General features: G+C 39.6%; 17 protein-coding genes. 7 read left to right on the plus strand and 10 right to left on the minus strand.

Annotated features, from left to right (window positions below; genetic code table 11):
- Window positions 1–1,183: 1,183 nt before the first annotated feature.
- The 6 genes from ABYD77_RS11150 to rpmH form a co-directional block, all read right to left on the minus strand.
- Window positions 1,184–1,663 (minus strand): ribosome recycling factor family protein, encoded by a 480-nt coding sequence (locus tag ABYD77_RS11150; protein WP_372769867.1) that lies wholly within the window; start codon window positions 1,661–1,663, stop codon window positions 1,184–1,186.
- Window positions 1,626–2,990, minus strand: a complete 1,365-nt coding sequence (gene mnmE / locus ABYD77_RS11155) for a tRNA uridine-5-carboxymethylaminomethyl(34) synthesis GTPase MnmE (protein WP_372769869.1) — start codon at window positions 2,988–2,990, stop codon at window positions 1,626–1,628. Before mnmE ends, ABYD77_RS11150 begins: the two co-directional genes overlap by 38 nt.
- A gap of 176 nt (window positions 2,991–3,166) precedes the next feature.
- Complete coding sequence (yidC, locus tag ABYD77_RS11160) at window positions 3,167–4,795, minus strand: membrane protein insertase YidC (protein ID WP_372769871.1); 1,629 nt, start codon at window positions 4,793–4,795, stop codon at window positions 3,167–3,169.
- An 8-nt stretch (window positions 4,796–4,803) separates the two neighbouring features.
- Window positions 4,804–5,070, minus strand: a complete 267-nt coding sequence (gene yidD / locus ABYD77_RS11165; RefSeq protein ID WP_372769873.1) for a membrane protein insertion efficiency factor YidD — start codon at window positions 5,068–5,070, stop codon at window positions 4,804–4,806.
- Window positions 5,071–5,155: 85 nt separating this feature from the next.
- Window positions 5,156–5,578: a ribonuclease P protein component gene (rnpA, locus tag ABYD77_RS11170; protein WP_372769875.1), complete on the minus strand. Its 423-nt coding sequence runs from the start codon at window positions 5,576–5,578 to the stop codon at window positions 5,156–5,158.
- Between the two features lie 4 nt (window positions 5,579–5,582).
- Complete coding sequence (rpmH, locus tag ABYD77_RS11175; protein WP_010376846.1) at window positions 5,583–5,717, minus strand: 50S ribosomal protein L34; 135 nt, start codon at window positions 5,715–5,717, stop codon at window positions 5,583–5,585.
- 546 nt (window positions 5,718–6,263) lie between these two features.
- Between rpmH and dnaA the strand changes: the two genes are divergently transcribed.
- From dnaA to ABYD77_RS11210, 7 genes are all read left to right on the plus strand, one after another.
- Complete coding sequence (gene dnaA / locus ABYD77_RS11180) at window positions 6,264–7,643, plus strand: chromosomal replication initiator protein DnaA (protein ID WP_372769878.1); 1,380 nt, start codon at window positions 6,264–6,266, stop codon at window positions 7,641–7,643.
- Between the two features lie 12 nt (window positions 7,644–7,655).
- Window positions 7,656–8,759, plus strand: a complete 1,104-nt coding sequence (gene dnaN / locus ABYD77_RS11185; protein ID WP_372769880.1) for a DNA polymerase III subunit beta — start codon at window positions 7,656–7,658, stop codon at window positions 8,757–8,759.
- 24 nt (window positions 8,760–8,783) lie between these two features.
- Complete coding sequence (recF, locus tag ABYD77_RS11190) at window positions 8,784–9,878, plus strand: DNA replication/repair protein RecF (protein ID WP_372769882.1); 1,095 nt, start codon at window positions 8,784–8,786, stop codon at window positions 9,876–9,878.
- A gap of 12 nt (window positions 9,879–9,890) precedes the next feature.
- Window positions 9,891–12,308 carry a DNA topoisomerase (ATP-hydrolyzing) subunit B gene (gene gyrB, locus ABYD77_RS11195; RefSeq protein ID WP_372769884.1) on the plus strand — a complete coding sequence of 806 codons (2,418 nt, stop codon included), beginning with the start codon at window positions 9,891–9,893 and terminating at the stop codon, window positions 12,306–12,308.
- A 138-nt stretch (window positions 12,309–12,446) separates the two neighbouring features.
- Entirely contained in the window at window positions 12,447–13,370 is a 924-nt protein-coding gene (gene glyQ, locus ABYD77_RS11200) for a glycine--tRNA ligase subunit alpha (protein WP_372769886.1), read from the plus strand.
- Between the two features lie 2 nt (window positions 13,371–13,372).
- Complete coding sequence (gene glyS, locus ABYD77_RS11205) at window positions 13,373–15,439, plus strand: glycine--tRNA ligase subunit beta (RefSeq protein ID WP_372769888.1); 2,067 nt, start codon at window positions 13,373–13,375, stop codon at window positions 15,437–15,439.
- A gap of 175 nt (window positions 15,440–15,614) precedes the next feature.
- Window positions 15,615–16,073: a hypothetical protein gene (locus ABYD77_RS11210; protein WP_372769890.1), complete on the plus strand. Its 459-nt coding sequence runs from the start codon at window positions 15,615–15,617 to the stop codon at window positions 16,071–16,073.
- Between the two features lie 4 nt (window positions 16,074–16,077).
- Here the strand turns inward: ABYD77_RS11210 and ABYD77_RS11215 are convergent, their stop codons facing one another.
- The 4 genes from ABYD77_RS11215 to ABYD77_RS11230 all read right to left on the minus strand — a co-directional run.
- Entirely contained in the window at window positions 16,078–16,818 is a 741-nt protein-coding gene (locus ABYD77_RS11215; protein ID WP_372769892.1) for a substrate-binding periplasmic protein, read from the minus strand.
- A 62-nt stretch (window positions 16,819–16,880) separates the two neighbouring features.
- Complete coding sequence (gene tusA / locus ABYD77_RS11220; protein WP_372769894.1) at window positions 16,881–17,123, minus strand: sulfurtransferase TusA; 243 nt, start codon at window positions 17,121–17,123, stop codon at window positions 16,881–16,883.
- Between the two features lie 138 nt (window positions 17,124–17,261).
- Window positions 17,262–18,425 (minus strand): acetyl-CoA C-acyltransferase FadA, encoded by a 1,164-nt coding sequence (gene fadA, locus ABYD77_RS11225; RefSeq protein WP_010561302.1) that lies wholly within the window; start codon window positions 18,423–18,425, stop codon window positions 17,262–17,264.
- 1 nt (window position 18,426) lies between these two features.
- Window positions 18,427–18,996 (minus strand): 3-hydroxyacyl-CoA dehydrogenase family protein (locus ABYD77_RS11230; RefSeq protein ID WP_372769897.1); only part of this gene is annotated, 570 nt, incomplete at its 5' end.

Below are 18,996 nucleotides of genomic sequence, written 5' to 3' on the forward strand. Positions count from 1 at the left end.
AAGAAAGAATAACCGCAGCTAAGATTACAAATGGTATCAGATACCAATATTCACTATACCAAATTTGTATAATTTCTATTGAAACACCAAGGAAAATGAAAAGAACGCCAATTCCCGACAAGAACTCTCGATTCCTGCCACCAAGATAATGAATAAATTCAAATATTCCATTAAAGAATAGATGAAGTGAAAACCTCAGTGGAATATAAAATACAATTGAAATGAAGATTGATAAAGGAATGGTCAAGGCAATGAGCAAAGTTTCTTTTAAAGCATAAATAGAGCCAAATAAAAGAGAGAAAAAGCATATCAATTCATAGTTATTATTCCAATTGTCTCTTGTTCTTTCTCGTTTAGACTTGCTTTTTGGATAATCTACAAATCCACCAATTTCGAAATTATTTACGCTATATCGCTCCAGTAGAAAAAAAAATAAACCTGTTGGCTTTTGAATTAATATCAGGATTTATCAAGTGATAAAAAGCTAGTGTTGCTCCAAATATTTCAAGAAATAGTGCGATTAATTGAAGTTCACTTAAATAGCTTTCCATTAGTTTACCCTTTGTTTTAATTATTTTTAATAATACCAATATTGTTGATAACTTCAAAAATAGACGTTTTCTACCAAATACTTATTCGGCCTCAGTATTAGCTTGTGTAATGCCAGATTTCCTTGCTTTACTAAAATAGATACGACTTTAAACACAACTTTATCTAGTAGTTGCGTTATAAACTTCCATTTTAATGATATAGCTTGAATAGATGGTTTAATGTAGAGCTATATAATCTCTACTTCGGACACTTTACAGCCTTAGAGCAACTAAGAATGTTATGGACTCGAGTTAGTAATTCATCCATGAAGCTTGGTTCCATCGGTCATCCATGACCTTACTTCCTCTAGCTGCGAAGCGTTGCTTCGGTCTTTCGTCATCCCTTATATCAAACCTGAAAAAGGGATTTAAATGAATAATGCGAGACGGGGAGCGTAGCGTGTCGAGTAAGCCATGCTTAGGCATGGATGCCGCTTCATGGCGTGTATGTTCATATTTAAATAACGTTTGAAGATCAGTTTGATGTTGGGGGCGGCTTTTTATTGGTTCGTTCTTTTTGGCCGTTTAAAAAGAATGAACGAGTGCGCCATGGATGGCGTAAGATATTTGCATGGAGGCAGAGTTAAGAATGATCACTCTTCCCACTCAACCATATCAAAAGCCTTTCTTGCTTCCACCAGCGTGCAATCAGTTTGGCTAATAAGCTGCTGCTGAGTGATACTCGGGTTAGTTTTAACGATTTCAATTAAATCTTCAATTTGTGTTTTTGGTTGATGACTTTTAAGTGTTTCAATCACCCATTGCCAGCTGGGTTCTTCGAATGATTGTGCTTGTTGGATGATGTTTTGAAATTGCGGCCAATCACCTTGTAGTCGCCAGTGTCGTGAGCGGCCTTTACGACTTAACTTGGCGCCAGATGATTTGATTTGTGCTTTTAATTCGTTAGCTTTTTCAATACGGCGAACAAAGCTGTTTAATTGAATATCAAGCATGGTTTTTATTACTTTTGGCAGAATAGATGCTGAGAAAATCTCAGCATCTAAAATCTTAATTCTAAGACTAAAACTTAATTTATTACTTACCAATACAGAAAGAGCTGAAGATTTTGCCAAGCAAGTCATCTGAGGTGAACTCACCGGTGATCTCATTTAAGTATTGCTGGGTTAAGCGTAATTCTTCAGCAAGGATCTCACCTGCAATGTGCATTTCTAACTGATCTTTACCCGTTGCAAGGTGATACGCTGCGCTTTCAAGTGCATCAAGGTGACGGCGACGCGCCATAAAGCTGCCTTCGGTAGCACCTTGGAAACCCATAATCTGTTTTAAATGCGATTTTACCAGCTCTACACCTTCGCCATTATTAGCACTTACGCTTAGTACTGGTGTTTGTGCAGAATCATCGATACGAATTACTTCGCCAGATAAATCGGCTTTATTGCGGATCACACTTATGCCCATGCCTTGCGGTAGTTTCTCAGCAAATTCAGGCCAAATTTTTGCTGGATCGGTCTCGCTTGTTTCGGTGCTATCAACCATAAACAATACGCGATCAGCTTGATTGATTTCTTGCCAAGCGCGTTCAATACCAATTTGCTCAACTACGTCAGGGCTTTCACGCAGACCTGCGGTGTCGATAATATGTAGCGGCATACCGTCAATATCAATATGTTCGCGAAGTACATCACGGGTGGTACCGGCAATATCAGTAACAATGGCTGCTTCACGACCAGCAAGGGCATTAAGTAAACTCGATTTACCCGCATTAGGGCGACCAGCAATTACTACGCGCATACCTTCGCGCATAATCGCGCCTTGTTTGGCTTGTGCTGTTACGTTGTCGAGTTGTTCAATAATCGCGTTTAAGTCGTTCGCTACTTTACCGTCTGATAAAAAGTCGATTTCTTCATCGGGGAAATCAATGGCAGCTTCAACATACATGCGCAGATGAATAACTTGTTCCACCAGCGTGTCGATATGCTTAGAGAATTGGCCTTGCAGCGAGTGTAGGGCGCTTTTTGCTGCTTGCTCTGAGTTGGCATTGATTAAATCTGCGATTGCTTCTGCTTGGGTTAAATCCATTTTGTCGTTTAAGAATGCGCGCTCACTAAACTCACCTGGTTTAGCTAAACGTACGCCTTCGATTTGCGTAATTTCACGCAGTAGCATATCGATAATAACTGGGCCACCGTGCCCTTGTAGTTCCAGTACGTCTTCGCCTGTGAACGAGTTTGGACCTTTAAAATAGAGTGCAATACCTTGGTCGAGTTGTTCGCCTTGTAAGGTATTAAACGAGAGGTAGTCGGCATAACGTGGCTTTGGGCATTTGCCTAAGATTTTTTCAGCAACTTGTTGTGACAGTTTGCCTGAAACACGAATAATGCCAACGCCGCCTTTGCCTGGCGCGGTTGCTTGTGCAACGATGGTGTCTTGATTAAACATAGAGATAATTGATAGCTACGAATAGGTGTATTGTAATACCAATTAGATAAATTGTCTGGTCAATTATTGTGTTAGTTAAATAGCAAGAGCGGTAATGAAAATATTTGCCAATGTGAAAATTGCAGGCACAAAAAAGGCGACAGTGAGTCGCCTTTTTATTATTTATTAAGTACAGATTATGACTTAACCGAAATACCTTTCTTTTCCATGCCCTTGTAGATGTAAAGCATCTGAGCAATTGAAATTAAGTTAGATACTAACCAGTACATTACAAGACCTGATGGGAACCAGATAAAGAATACTGAGAACATTACTGGCATCCAAGTCATCATTTTCTGCTGCATTGGATCTGTAACTGTCATAGGCTGTAGCTTTTGCATTAGGAACATACTTGCACCAAATAGAATTGGTAAAATGAAGTATGGATCCATTGCTGCTAAGTCATTTAGGTATAAGAATTCAGTGTGACGAATTTCTACCGATTCCATGAACACATAGAATAAACCTAGGAAAATTGGCATTTGTAGTAACAGTGGGAAACAGCCACCCATAGGGTTAACTTTTTCTTTGCGGTACATTTCCATCATTGCTTGACCCATCTTCTGACGGTCATCACCGTAACGATCTTTAAGTGCCATAATTTTAGGCTGAAGGTTACGCATTTTCGCCATTGAGGTGTACTGCGCCTTGGTAAGCGGGTAAAGCACCATTTTAACAATTAGCGTAATCGCGATAATTGCTAAACCTAGGCTACCAATTAAGCCGTATAACCACATTAATAGTGAATGTAGCGGTTGTGAGATAAACCAGAATAAACCGTAGTCTACTGTTAGGTCTAAGTCTTCCTGCAATGCTTCAAGCGTTGCTGAATCTTTAGGACCCATATAGTAAGTTGAAGTAATTGTTTGCGCGCTGTTAGCTGCAACATTTTCAAGTGGACCTTTTAAACCGATAATAACCGAATTATCGTTGCGCGCTTTGGTATAAATATTATTTTGCTGGTCTTGCTTAGGCACCCATGCACTTACAAAGTAGTGCTGAATAAAGCTGATATAACCCGCAGTAGTGTTAATATTTAAATCGCGATCTTTAATGTCATCAAAGCTGTATTTTTCGTAAGGCTCTTCTGTTGTACCGTAAGCTGTACCTAAGTACGTTTGGTCAATCATGCCACCTTTTTCGGTGATCGAACGCTTAATTTGTGTAAACAGTTGTACTTGTTTTGTTTCAGCTGTGTTGTTAGCAATTTGATACTCAACATCAACATCGTAACGACCTGCTTTAAAGATGTATGTTTTAGTGAAGCTAACGCCATCTTTAACAAATGTAAGTGGTACACGTAACTCATCACCTTCAAGTTGGTAACTTGTTTGTGCTGCTTGATACGTAGGACGACCTTCCGCTGATGCATCTGGTCCGTGTAAACCGATTAAGCCACTTTGTGAGAAATATTGATTGCCGTCTAATACGCCAAGCAACATGAATGGTTCATCGCTATCGATTTTTTCTTTAAACTTTAATAGTTTGGTTTCGATAATATCGCCACCAAAAGTATCTAGTTTTACAGAAAATACATCAGTTGTTACTTCAACAATGTGACGTGAATTAGCGACGCTAGCTACAGGTAAGTCGCCGGTAGATGACTGAGGAACAAAGTCATTGTCGGTTGACTGGTTTGTAGATGATTGTGTTGTAGCACTTGTCTCGGTATTTACTTGAGGGTTGTTATCCATATTCCACTGTTGGAATAAAAGAAAACTTACCAAAAGAAAACCGATAAATAAAAACGTGCGTTGTGATTCCATAACAGCTCTTATTTCTCGTGGTGTTGTTTAATTGAATTTTGTTTATCAGGCACGGGATCATCCCCACCTGGATGCAAAGGGTGACATTTTATAATGCGATTCGCTGCGAACCAACTCCCTTTTACAAATCCATGTATTTTTATTGCGTCTATCGCATAACTTGAACATGTCGGAGTAAAGCGACAGTTCTGTCCAAGCAGTGGACTGAGTAACTTTTGATAAGCTTTAATAATAAAGATCATCACATTACTTGGCAGAGCAAATAAAAAGTGCATTTAATGAAAAAGTGCCTGATTAAAAGGTGAGCTAACTTTACCTAAATTTACCTGCATTTGCTATGCAACTGCTGGCTAATTCGCTTTAGTTAGACGCTTTTTTTGTGTTTTTATTCTTTTGCCAGTTATTAGGACGCGGTTTTGGCTTATAGCCAGGCTGGCAACGTTCGTTGATTTTACGCCACAACTTAGTTAATTGTGTGTGTAACTCTTCATTTGATAACTCATCAACGCCATTTTTAACCATTAATACAATATCGATGTTGTCGAGTTTGTGACGGTTAAGACGGAAATTTTCACGAGCAAGGCGTTTAATGCGATTACGTTGCACCGCTTTTTTAACGCGTTTTTTAGCAATAGTTAAACCAAGACGAGGGTGGTCTAAATCGTTACGTTTTGCTAGAAGAGTAAAGTGTTGATTTGCTGCGCGTGCAGGCTCATTGAAGATGCGGGAGTAGTGTGAGGGAGTTAACAGACGTAACTCCCTACCAAAGCGAAAGTCTTCCACTATATTAAGCAGAAAGAACCTTACGGCCCTTAGCACGACGACGTGCTAAAACTTTACGACCATTTTTAGTCGCCATGCGTGCACGGAAACCGTGAGTACGCTTACGCTTAAGAACGCTAGGTTGAAAAGTTCTTTTCATAACTATATTCCATCCGATCGGTTAAAAATTAAAACATCCTATGCAGGTCGCGATCCTGGCACAGGTGCCATTGCGAGCGCGAGATGTTATAGAGAAGCATACGCAAAGTCAATAAAAAACACTCAATAACAGTATTAATTATAGGCGGCGGATAAAAGCTAATCTAATCTTAACAAGTTAATTACATTTAACTGTTATAGAGGGGTGATCGCTTTTGCTTTCTTATATGATCCAGCGGGGATCAATTTTAAAATAAAGTTTTCCACAATGATAGTGTAAAAATTGCGACTTTTCTTTGGAAAACTTTTATAGATCATCTTTAATCTTTTGGATCTTGTTTTTTATAAGTAATTTATCCACATTATTTTTAATAAATAAATTGTTTTAAAACATGTGTTTAAATGTTTTCGTGCGTGAGATCATAAAAAATAGAAAAATCAATATTGATGTTGTGGATAAACTAGCTTCATAATGGCAGTCTTAACTTGGATTTTATGCTTATTTTCTGCTCATTTATGGTGAGCGGGAATATTATTGGGGGTTGCCGTGTATTTGTCGGTTTGGCAAAGCTGTCTTTACGTTTTACAAGATGAACTGCCATCACAACAATTTAGTATGTGGGTGCGCCCTCTTCAGGCGGAAAGCACAGAAGATACCCTTACAATATATGCACCAAACCGTTTTGTACTGGATTGGGTTCGCGAAAAATACTTAAACCGTATAAATGAACTTCTCATTGAAATTTGTGGTGATGAAGCACCTGAATTACGTTTTGAGGTTGGTAGCACGGTTAGTATTAGTAAACCAGCAGCACCACAAGCGGCAGCACAAGAAAAAGCAGTGGTTGAAGCGCCTGTTAAAAAGGAAAGCAAAGCCCCTGTTGAGCCTGCGCCTAAAAACATGCCTAAATCCAATATTAAAGAAAACTATACCTTTGATAGTTTTGTTGAAGGTAAATCTAACCAGTTAGCGAAAGCTGCGGCAACGCAAGTTGCTGATAATCCAGGTTCGGCATTCAACCCTGTATTTATATATGGTGGTACTGGTTTAGGTAAAACACACTTATTGCACGCTGTGGGTAACGGCATTCTTGCTAAAAAAGAAAATGCAAAAATTGTTTATATGCATTCTGAGCGCTTTGTACAAGATATGGTAAAAGCACTACAAAATAATGCGATTGAAGAATTTAAGCGTTATTACCGCAGTGTTGATGCATTACTAATTGATGATATTCAGTTCTTTGCTAATAAAGAACGATCACAAGAAGAGTTTTTTCATACCTTTAATGCATTATTAGAAGGTAACCAGCAAATTATCTTAACTTCAGATCGCTACCCTAAAGAAATTGAAGGGGTAGAAGATCGTCTTAAGTCTCGCTTTGGCTGGGGTTTAACAATTGCGATTGAGCCGCCAGAGCTTGAAACACGTGTTGCCATCTTGATGAAAAAAGCACAGCAAAGCCAGATTAAACTGCCTGAAGAAGTGGCTTTCTTTATTGCTAAACGCTTACGTTCAAATGTGCGTGAATTAGAAGGCGCATTAAACCGTGTTATTGCAAATGCTAACTTTACCGGTAGGCCAATCACGATTGACTTTGTAAAAGAAGCACTGCGTGATTTATTAGCATTACAAGATAAATTGGTTACCATAGATAACATTCAAAGAACGGTTGCAGAATACTATCGTATTCGTGTTTCTGATTTACTATCGAAACGTCGCAGCCGCTCAGTAGCTAGACCACGCCAAGTAGCAATGGCGTTATCAAAAGAACTGACCAACCACAGTCTGCCTGAAATTGGTGATGCGTTTGGCGGTCGAGATCATACAACTGTGCTACATGCATGTAGAAAAGTGAAGTCGCTTCGTGAAGAATCTCACGAAGTAAAAGAAGATTATCAAAACTTGATTAGAACTTTGTCATCTTAGGACGAGTACAGCATGAAAATTACAATTTCGCGCGAGCAATTTTTACAACCTTTAATGCAGGTTTCAGGGGCGATTGAACGCAAACACACGTTACCGATTCTTTCTAATGTATTGTTAGAAGTAAAAGAAGGTGTTCTTTACTTCACTGGTACGGATATGGAAATCGAATTGGTCGCGAGTGTCGTTCTAGCTGAACCAGTGGCTGATTGTAAGCTAACGTTACCAGCTAAAAAATTATTGGATATTTGTAAGAGTTTGCCTGATAGCTCAGATATCACATTAACTGTTCAAGATGCACAAGTGTTACTAACATCGGGTAAAAGCCGTTTTTCATTGGCAACACTTGCAGCTGAAGATTTCCCTAATTTAGAGAATTGGGACAGCGAAGTAACCATGAATCTAACCCGTCTCGAACTTAGGAAATTACTTGAAAGTACAAGTTTTTCTATGGCAAATCAAGATGTTAGGTATTATCTTAATGGTATGTCGCTAGAAATTGAAAACGATGTTGTTAAAACGGTTGCAACAGACGGCCACCGTTTAGCGTTAGCACAAAAGCCTCTTGGCGCATCGCTCAACACACAACGTCAGGTGATTATTCCGCGTAAAGGCGTGCAAGAAATTATGCGTCTGTTGGTTGCTGATGATGAAAGTGTTGAAATCCAATTAGGCGCTAACCATGTTCGCATAATTGACCAAGCATTTATTTTTACCTCTAAACTAGTTGACGGTCGTTTTCCTGATTATCGTCGCGTTTTACCGCGTGGTGGTGATAAGCAGATTATTGCTAATCGTGAATGGTTGCGCAGTGCATTTGCTCGCGTATCCATTTTATCAAATGAAAAATTCCGTGGTGTGCGATTAAATCTTACTTCGGGTGAGTTAACCATTTCTGCCAATAACCCTGAGCAAGAACAAGCGGAAGAAACCGTTGAAGTAATGTACCAAGGGCCAGATTTAGAAATAGGTTTTAACGTTTCGTATTTACTTGATGTGTTGAATACCATAAAAACGGATGACGTTTTATTTACATTATTAGATTCAAATAGCAGTGCATTAATTGAAGGTCAGGGTGACGAAGGCGCCATGTACGTTGTTATGCCAATGCGTTTATAGAATTGGATTGTGTAAGAATATTCAATGAGCTTAGTTAACTTTAATATTTCTAATTTTCGTAATATTGAAGCGCTAAGCTTTGACCCTTCGCCTGAAATCAATGTCATTATTGGTGAAAACGGCAGTGGAAAGAGTAGCCTACTAGAAGCTATTTATTTCCTTTCTCATGGTAAGTCATTTCGTACCTCAAAATTCAAAGCGGTTATTCAGCACCAAAAAAATGCCATGGTGTTACATGGTAAAAAGCAATTTAACAGCCTGCTAATCCCTGTAGGGCTCCAAAAAGAGCGCTCGGGTGATACGCTAGCCAAAGTGCATGGAAAACGCTGTGAACGCATGGCACAGCTTGCTGAAGTATTGCCTGTTCAAGTGATCACACCTGAGAGTTTTGAGTTATTTTTTGGTGGTCCCAAAGAGCGAAGACGCTTTTTGGATTTAGGATTGTTCCACGTGGAACAAGAGTTTTATTATCACTGGTATCGCTTTAATAAACTGTTAAAGCAAAGAAATGCATTACTAAAGCAAAAACCACAGGGTTTTGAGCAGCAAATTCTATTTTGGGATAAAGAATTTGTAACAATCGCAACTAAGATAAATGCATTAAGAACCTCATATATAACTAGGTTATCTAGCCTGTTTTTTGATAAGATAGCTAGTCAGATTGAATTATTTAAAAGTCTTACTTTTGATTTTTCTCCGGGTTGGAAAGCTGAAGAAGATTTAGCTGAACAGCTTAGAAAAAACTTTGAAAGGGACGCTAAACTGGGTCACACCAGTAAAGGGCCACATAAAGCAGATATTAATTTTCTAATAAATGGCATAGCTGTCGAAAATTATTTATCACGTGGTCAACTAAAGCTTTTAATGTATGCGCTAAAGATTTGTCAAAATAGCCTGATTGAAAGCGAAACAGATAAACAATCACTTTTTTTAATTGATGATTTACCGTCTGAATTAAGCAGCGAAACCAAACAAGCTGTGAGTGAGTTATTATCTCATTCAACTTCACAGTTGTTTATAAGCGCGATTGATTACGACAGTATTTCAGCTGTGGTGGAACCTCTAAATAAAACTATGAAAGTGTTCCACGTGAAACATGGCAAACTAATAACAAGTTAATTGGAAGAAACCATGTCTGAAAATTACGATTCGTCGAGTATTAAAGTACTAAAAGGACTGGATGCAGTAAGAAAGCGTCCTGGGATGTACATAGGTGACACGGATGATGGAACGGGTCTTCATCATATGGTGTTTGAAGTTGTAGATAACTCAATAGATGAAGCTCTTGCTGGCTACTGTGATGATGTTTATGTAACCATTCATTCTGATGGCTCTGTATCGGTGCGCGATAATGGTCGTGGTATTCCGACAGAGATTCACGAGGAAGAAGGTGTATCAGCTGCTGAAGTTATCATGACGGTACTTCATGCCGGTGGTAAGTTCGATGATAACTCTTATAAAGTATCAGGCGGTCTACACGGTGTTGGTGTTTCAGTAGTAAACGCATTATCAGAAAAGCTAAAGTTAACGATTCGTCGTGGTGGCAAAATTCACGAACAAATCTATAACATGGGTGAACCAGCTGCACCATTAGCAGTAATTGGTGAGTCTGAAACAAACGGTACCGAAATCCGTTTTTGGCCAAGTGCAGAAACCTTCAGCGATACTAACTTCCATTATGATATTCTTGCAAAACGTTTACGTGAATTATCATTCTTAAACTCAGGTGTGAGCATTATTCTTTCTGATGAGCGTGATGAGAAAAAAGACCACTTTAAATACGAAGGTGGTATTCAAGCGTTTGTTGAGTATTTAAATCAGAATAAAACACCAGTTAACCAAAATGTATTCCACTTCACTTCAACGCGTGAAGAAGATGGCATTAGTGTTGAAGTTGCAATGCAGTGGAACGATGGTTTCCAAGAAGGCATTTATTGCTTTACAAACAACATTCCACAGCGTGATGGTGGTACTCACTTAGCTGGTTTTAGAAGTGCTCTTACACGCACGCTAAATACTTACATGGATAAAGAAGGCTTTAACAAAAAAGAAAAAAGCAGTGCTTCAGGTGATGATGCCCGTGAAGGCTTAACTGCGGTTATTTCTGTTAAAGTACCTGATCCTAAGTTCTCTTCTCAGACAAAAGACAAACTTGTATCAAGTGAAGTTAAGTCTGCTGTTGAGCAAGCTATGGGTGAAAAATTAAGTGAATACTTATTAGAAAACCCTCAAGATGCCAAAATAGTTGTAACTAAGATTATTGACGCAGCACGTGCTCGTGAAGCAGCACGTAAAGCGCGTGAAATGACACGTCGTAAAGGTGCGATGGATTTAGCTGGTCTGCCAGGTAAATTAGCAGACTGCCAAGAAAAAGACCCAGCACTTTCTGAACTATACATAGTGGAAGGTGACTCAGCGGGCGGTTCGGCTAAGCAAGGCCGTAACCGTAAGAATCAGGCGATTCTACCGCTGAAAGGTAAAATTCTTAACGTTGAAAAAGCACGTTTTGATAAAATGCTATCTTCACAAGAAGTTGCAACACTTATCACAGCATTAGGTTGTGGAATTGGTCGCGATGAATATAACCCTGAAAAATTGCGTTATCACAGCATTATTATCATGACCGATGCTGACGTCGATGGTTCGCACATTCGTACGCTACTATTGACCTTCTTCTATCGTCAAATGCCTGAAATTGTAGAGCGTGGTTATGTTTATATTGCTCAGCCGCCACTTTATAAAGTGAAAAAGGGTAAGCAAGAACGTTATATTAAAGATGACCCAGCGTTAACTGAATACCTAACCACTCTTGCATTAGATGGTTCTTCTTTACATGTGAATGAAGAAGCGCCTGGTATTAGTGATGTTGCGCTTGAAGCATTAGTTAAAGATTACCAAGCAACTGAAGCGATTATTACGCGTTTAACACGTAAGTATCCGTTAAGTGTGCTTAATTCATTAATTTACTCAGCAAGAATTAACGAAGCTGATTTATCAAATGAAGCTCATGTTCGTGAGTGGACAGATAAAGTGGTAGCGTATTTAACTGAAAATGATGTAGATGCGACTTTATTCACAGCACAAGTGAAGAAAGACGAAGAGCGCAACTTATACTATCCAAACATTGTTATTCGCCAACACGGTGTTGACCGTGAGCACGTGCTTAATTATGAGTTCTTAACTTCTCGTGATTACCTTGCAATTGCAAAAACAGGTGAGCAAATCGGTAACCTAATTGAAGAAGGTGGTTACATTCAGCGTGGCGAGAAGACATTACAAGTGTCTAGCTTTGTTGAAGCACTTGAGTGGTTAATTTCTGAATCTAAGCGCGGCTTATACATTCAACGATACAAAGGTCTAGGTGAGATGAACCCAGATCAGCTTTGGGAAACAACTATGGACCCTGAAGTACGTCGTATGTTGAAAGTAACCATTGAAGATGCGATTGGTGCAGATCAATTATTCTCAACACTGATGGGTGACCAAGTTGAGCCGCGTCGTGAGTTCATTGAACAAAACGCGCTTAAAGTTGTGAACTTAGATGTTTAGAACATCGTGAATATTTTTAATAAAAGGGCCTAAATGGCCCTTTTTTATTGGCTGTTACTTAACAAATCGCTTAAAACCTGTTTGTTGCCGCGGTATACTGTAAGGTAATTTTTCAGATTAAATTATCAGCTAAAGCCAATGCAAAAATACGATATCAAAACCTTCCAGGGAATGATCCTAGCATTACAGGATTACTGGGCACAAAACGGCTGTACTATCGTTCAGCCTCTCGATATGGAAGTAGGTGCGGGTACATCGCACCCAATGACATGTTTGCGTGCACTTGGCCCAGAGCCAATGTCGACTGCATATGTTCAACCATCACGTCGTCCTACCGATGGTCGCTATGGTGAAAACCCGAACCGCCTTCAACATTACTACCAGTTTCAAGTAGCATTAAAACCGTCTCCAGATAACATTCAGGAGCTTTATTTAGGCTCTCTAGAGGTACTAGGTGTTGACCCATTAGTACACGATATTCGCTTCGTAGAAGACAACTGGGAAAACCCAACGCTAGGTGCATGGGGTCTTGGTTGGGAAGTGTGGCTAAACGGTATGGAAGTAACTCAGTTTACTTATTTCCAACAAGTAGGTGGCCTTGAGTGTAAGCCTGTTACAGGTGAAATTACTTATGGTATTGAGCGCTTAGCGATGTATATCCAAGAAGTAGACTCTGTGTATGACTTAGTGTGGAACTATGCACCAGACGGTAGCAAAGTTACTTATGGTGATATTTTCCATCAAAATGAAGTAGAGCAATCGACTTATAATTTTGAACATGCAGACGTAGATTTCCTATTTAGCTTCTTTGACCAATGTGAAAAAGAGTCACAAGATTTATTAGCTCTTGAGAAACCATTGCCGTTACCTGCATATGAGCGAATCTTAAAAGCTGCGCACGCATTTAACTTATTAGATGCTCGTAAAGCAATTTCAGTAACAGAACGTCAGCGCTATATTCTTCGTATTCGTAACCTTACCAAAGCAACTGCTGAAGCGTATTACGCATCGCGCGAGGCGCTTGGTTTCCCAATGTGTAAAAAAAGTGGTGAGGAGAAGTAATCATGGCAAAAGAATTTTTAATTGAATTAGGCACGGAAGAACTGCCACCAACACAACTTCGTACACTAGCAGAGAGCTTTGCATCAAATTTTGAAGCAGAATTAAAAGCTGCAGAAATAAGCCATGAGGGTGTTAAATGGTACGCAGCACCACGTCGTTTAGCACTTAAAGTTGCATCACTTGCTGAATCACAAGCAGATAAAGTTGTTGAAAAACGCGGTCCGGCAGTATCGGTTGCATTTGATGAAGACGGTAATGCAACAAAAGCAGCACAAGGCTGGGCACGCGGTAATGGGATTACTGTAGAGCAAGCCGACCGAATTAAAACAGATAAAGGCGAGTGGCTTTTATTCAAGCAAGAAGTAAAGGGTAAAGCGACAAACGAGATTATTGTTGAGTTAGCCGCACAGGCACTTTCGAAGCTACCTATTGCTAAGCCGATGCGTTGGGGTGATAAAGCGACCCAATTTATTCGTCCAGTGAAAACGTTAACAATGCTGATGGGTGACGATTTAGTTACAGGTGAAATTTTAGGTGTCGCATCAGATAGAACTATTCGTGGTCACCGCTTTATGGGTGAACAAGAGTTTACGATTGATTCTGCTGAGCAATATCCAGCGATTCTAGAAGAACGCGGTAAAGTTATGGCTGATTACGAAGCTCGTAAAGCGATTATTCTTGCTGATTCACAAAAGGCTGCGCAAGCTGTTGGTGGTATTGCTGACTTAGAAGATGATCTAGTTGAAGAGGTAACTTCACTTGTTGAATGGCCTGTAGTACTGACAGCTAAATTTGAAGAAGAGTTTTTAAAAGTACCTTCAGAAGCGCTAGTTTACACCATGAAAGGTGACCAGAAGTACTTCCCAGTTTACGACGAAAACAAAAACTTATTACCAAACTTTATCTTCGTATCGAACATCGAGTCAAAAGAGCCTCGTTACGTAATTGAAGGTAATGAGAAAGTGGTTCGTCCTCGTTTAGCCGATGCTGAGTTCTTCTTTAATACAGACCGTAAACGTCCGTTAATCGATCGTTTACCAGAGTTAGACCAAGCTATTTTCCAAAAACAGCTGGGTACTATTAAAGATAAAACTGACCGTATTACTGAGCTTGCTGGTTACATTGCAGAGCAAATTAATGCCGATGTTGAAAAATCTAAACGCGCAGGCTTATTAGCAAAGTGTGACTTAATGACCTCAATGGTATTTGAATTTACAGATACACAAGGTGTTATGGGTATGCACTACGCAACGCATGATGGTGAAGATGTTGAAGTAGCAAAAGCACTTTACGAGCAATATATGCCGCGTTTTGCAGGTGATGAATTACCAAGTACAGGTGTATCAGCGGCGGTCGCTATGGCTGATAAGCTCGATACCATCGTAGGTATCTTCGGTATTGGCCAAGCACCAAAAGGTTCAGACCCATTTGCGCTTCGCCGTGCATCATTAGGTGTATTGCGTATTATCGTTGAAAAGGGTTACAACCTTGACTTAGTCGATATAATTGCGAAAGCAAAATCACTGTTCGGCGATAAGCTTAGCAATGACAATGTTGAAGTTGATGTAATTGAATTTATGCTTGGTCGCTTCCGTGCTTGGTATCAAGATGAAGGCTTCAGTGTTGATATTATTCAAGCTGTTCTTGCTCGTCGTCCTACTAAGCCAGCGGACTTTGATCAGCGCGTTAAAGCGGTATCTCACTTCCGTGAATTAGATGCAGCAGAAGCGCTTGCAGCGGCTAATAAGCGCGTAGGTAACATCTTAGCTAAGAATGAAGTAACGCTTGCTGACAGCGTTAATGAGAGCTTATTAGTTGAAGATGCTGAAAAGCAATTAGCAGAGAAAATTGCACACTACCAAGTAGAGCTAGCGCCTGCATTTGCAGCACATGATTACCAAACGATTTTAGCAAGTCTTGCTGATTTACGCGAAGTAGTTGATACCTTCTTCGACAACGTAATGGTTATGGCTGACGACGAAGCAGTGAAACTAAATCGCTTAACATTATTAAGCCAACTTAGAAGTTTGTTCTTACAAGTAGCAGATATTTCATTGTTACAAAAGTAAGCAAAAACATATTAAAAAAGCCGGTGATTTCACCGGCTTTTTTATTTTCAATTCACTTATTCAGTATTTAGCTTAGTTATAGCGGAAATATTTAGGCTAGGTACAAAAGCCGCTTGCATTAAATTTTACGATATTTAGTATAGTAATTAAGCTTAGAAAATCGCGGATAACAACAATGAAAAAAGCATCTCTTACAATTATGGCAGCAGCAAGTTTAGTACTCGCTGGTTGCTCAAGCACAGACGATAGCCTGTTAGATCAAGCAAGCAATGTTGGTAATGTAGATACTACGCTTTATTTACGAGGTGACTTCACTCTATGGGAAGCGCAAAAGGCGTATCAGCTGACGCAACAAACTGCGAATGTTTTTAGCACCAAAGTAAAATTTGGCACAATTGGTAAAGCATACGAATTTAAAGTAGCAGATGCGAATTGGACGCAAGGTTACAACTGTGGTTTTAAAAACGAAGACTTAGATAAGTTTTTAGAAATTGGTATACCAGTACAAGCAAACTGCGATAGCGTTTATAACTATTTCAGTTTTACACCTTATGAAGCAGGGTGGTACGAAGTGTCAATTAACTTCCGTAATAAAAGTACACCTTTAGTGACTATTAACCAAATATTTGAATAAATTTTTAATTTATATATTTTTTTAAAATATTATTTAATTCACCTGTTTGCTGCATTTCAGAAAGACGGTTTTCAATTATTGAACGTTTTATTGCGGGAAAAGTATGAGAAAAACACAAATTAATAGCGTAATCAGGGATGATGTCGCTGATTGAGTGCAATGAAATACTTTGTAAATTTACGTGTGATGTCTCTAAGTGATATTTTAATCTGAATGCCATTTCAGGAAAGGCAAAAGCACGACCCTTAAGTACGGCTTCAATTGCTTGTTGATGTGTCTTAACTTCAAATCCTAAGATCAGTCCATTTTTAAAATAAGGCTCAAGTCCTGGATAATCAAAGCCTCGAATAACAACAACTGTCTTGCCGAACAAATCTTCAACATCATGAAATTGAGAAGAATTTAAAGTGAGCAGCACATGCTTAACTTTAATAATAGGTGTTTTAGAAAGGGAAGTGGATTGTGGACCCGGCCATGCTGCCGACCCATAAGTAATCCATGATTCTTCTGAAGAGGCCATATTTTTAATCATTCTTTTAAATGGTAAAACTTCTTGTTTAAAGCTGATCCCTTCAATTTTCAAATGATTAATTACATCTGTAACTATGCCTGTTTGTTGACCTTTCTTATCTTGCATTTGTAAGGGAATTGATGACTTATCAGAGATGTAGTAAGTAAACTCTTTAGCGTACGAATTTGATGCAAGGAATAAAAGGGTGACAAAAAAATAAACAAACCAATTCATAATAAACTTTAATAATTTAGGGAATTATTAAAGTTTAGTTATTTATATAAATATTACCTAAACTAAATCCCTTTTTTTATCAGATATTTGTATGGTTCATTTTCCACTTCTTGTGCCAGCAAGGTGTGATCCATAAAACGACAAAATGAGGGAATGTCGCGGGTTGTTGATGGGTCATCGGCAATCACTACTAAAGTTTCACCGTGCTGCATTTTTCGAATTGCACCACGCACCATCATTACAGGCTCAGGGCAACGTAAACCAATTGCATCTAGAGTATGGTCTGCATTTGAAAAATCAGTCATGAAAATTTAGCCCTGTCAAAAAAGTAGAGGCGGAATTGTAGGTGGCTAAGCGGGTGATGTAAACCATAGCAAAGAAAAAAGGCGCTGCTCTTTCGAGACAGCGCCTTATCACCAAGAATAAATCTATTCGCTTAAAACCTATGGGCGTTCAAAAATGGTCGCGATGCCTTGGCCTAAACCAATACACATGGTTGCAAGACCATATTTTGCGTCTTTGTCTTCCATAAGATTAATAAGCGTTGTGCTGATACGTGTACCTGAACAACCAAGTGGGTGACCAAGTGAAATAGCACCACCGTTTAGGTTAACTTTTTCGTCAACTACGTCGGTTAAACCTAGGTCTTTCAGTACTGGTAACGCTTGTGCTGCAAATGCTTCGTTAAGCTCTGCTACATCAATATCATCAATGGTTAAGCCTGCAGCTTTTAATGCCTTTTTAGAAGCAGGAACAGGGCCGTAACCCATGATTGATGGATCGCAACCCGCAACACCCATGGCTTTTACTTTTGCACGAATAGTTAAGCCAAGTTCGTTAGCTTTTTCTTCGCTCATAATAAGCATTGCAGATGCGCCATCAGAAAGTGCTGATGATGTACCAGCTGTAACAGTACCATTTGCTGGGTCAAACACAGGGCGAAGCTGTGAAAGGCCTTCTACCGTTGTTTCCGGACGAATAACTTCATCGTCTTCAACTAAAATCATTGCACCGTCAGCATCGTGGCCAGTAATCGGGTAGATTTCATTTTTGAAACGACCTTCAACGGTTGCTGCGTGAGCGCGTGCATGCGAGCGTGCTGCAAACTCATCCTGTTGCTGACGAGAAATGCCATGCTGCTTACCTAAGTATTCAGCAGTTAAACCCATCATGCCTGCAGCTTGTGCTACTGATTTTGATAAACCTGGGTGGAAATCCACACCGTGGTTCATTGGTACGTGACCCATATGCTCAACACCACCAACTAGGTAAACATCACCACAGCCAGTCATAATTGCACGTGCAGCATCATGTAATGCCTGCATTGATGAACCACATAAACGGTTAACCGTAGTTGCGGGTACGCTATGAGGAATACCTGCAAGAAGCTGCGCATTACGCGCAACATTGAAACCTTGCTCTAGGGTTTGTTGTACACAACCCCAGTAGATATCATCAATATCAGCTGGATTTAAAGCAGGGTTACGTTCAACTAACCCTTTCATTAATTGTGCACTTAAATCTTCGGCACGTACGTTTCTAAAAACACCGTTTTTAGAACGACCCATAGGAGTACGAATACAATCAACAATTACTGGTGTTTTCATATTATGCACCCTCTACTGAATAAAATTGACGACCTTCTTCTGCCCACTGACGTGTGATATCAGAAACTTGGTAAATTGCACCTAAGTGTGCGTATTGGTCTGCTTTTGCTACAAAGTTAGCTAAACCAATTTGGTCTAAATAACGGAAAGCACCACCTCTGAACGGAGGGAAACCTAAGCCGTAAATAAGTGCCATATCAGCTTCTTGTGGTGAAGCAACAATGTTTTCTTGTAAACACAGAAGCACTTCATTCAGCATTGGGATCATACAACGGTCGATGATTTCTTCTTTGCTAAACTCTTTTGGCGCATCGCAAATAGCGCTAAGTAGCTCAATTGCATCCGCATCTTTTGCTTTCTTTGGTTTACCTTTACGGTCTGGTGCGTATTGGTAGAAACCTTTACCGTTCTTCTGTCCAAAACGACCTTCTTTAACAAGTAATGCAACAGGGTCTTTTTCTTGTTCAGCCATACGCTCAGGGAAACCGTCTGCCATTACACCTGTACAGTGATTTGCTGTATCAAGACCAACAACATCAAGCAGGTAAGCAGGGCCCATTGGCCAGCCAAA

This window comes from Pseudoalteromonas sp. (genome assembly GCF_041629635.1).
Taxonomy (GTDB): domain Bacteria; phylum Pseudomonadota; class Gammaproteobacteria; order Enterobacterales; family Alteromonadaceae; genus Pseudoalteromonas.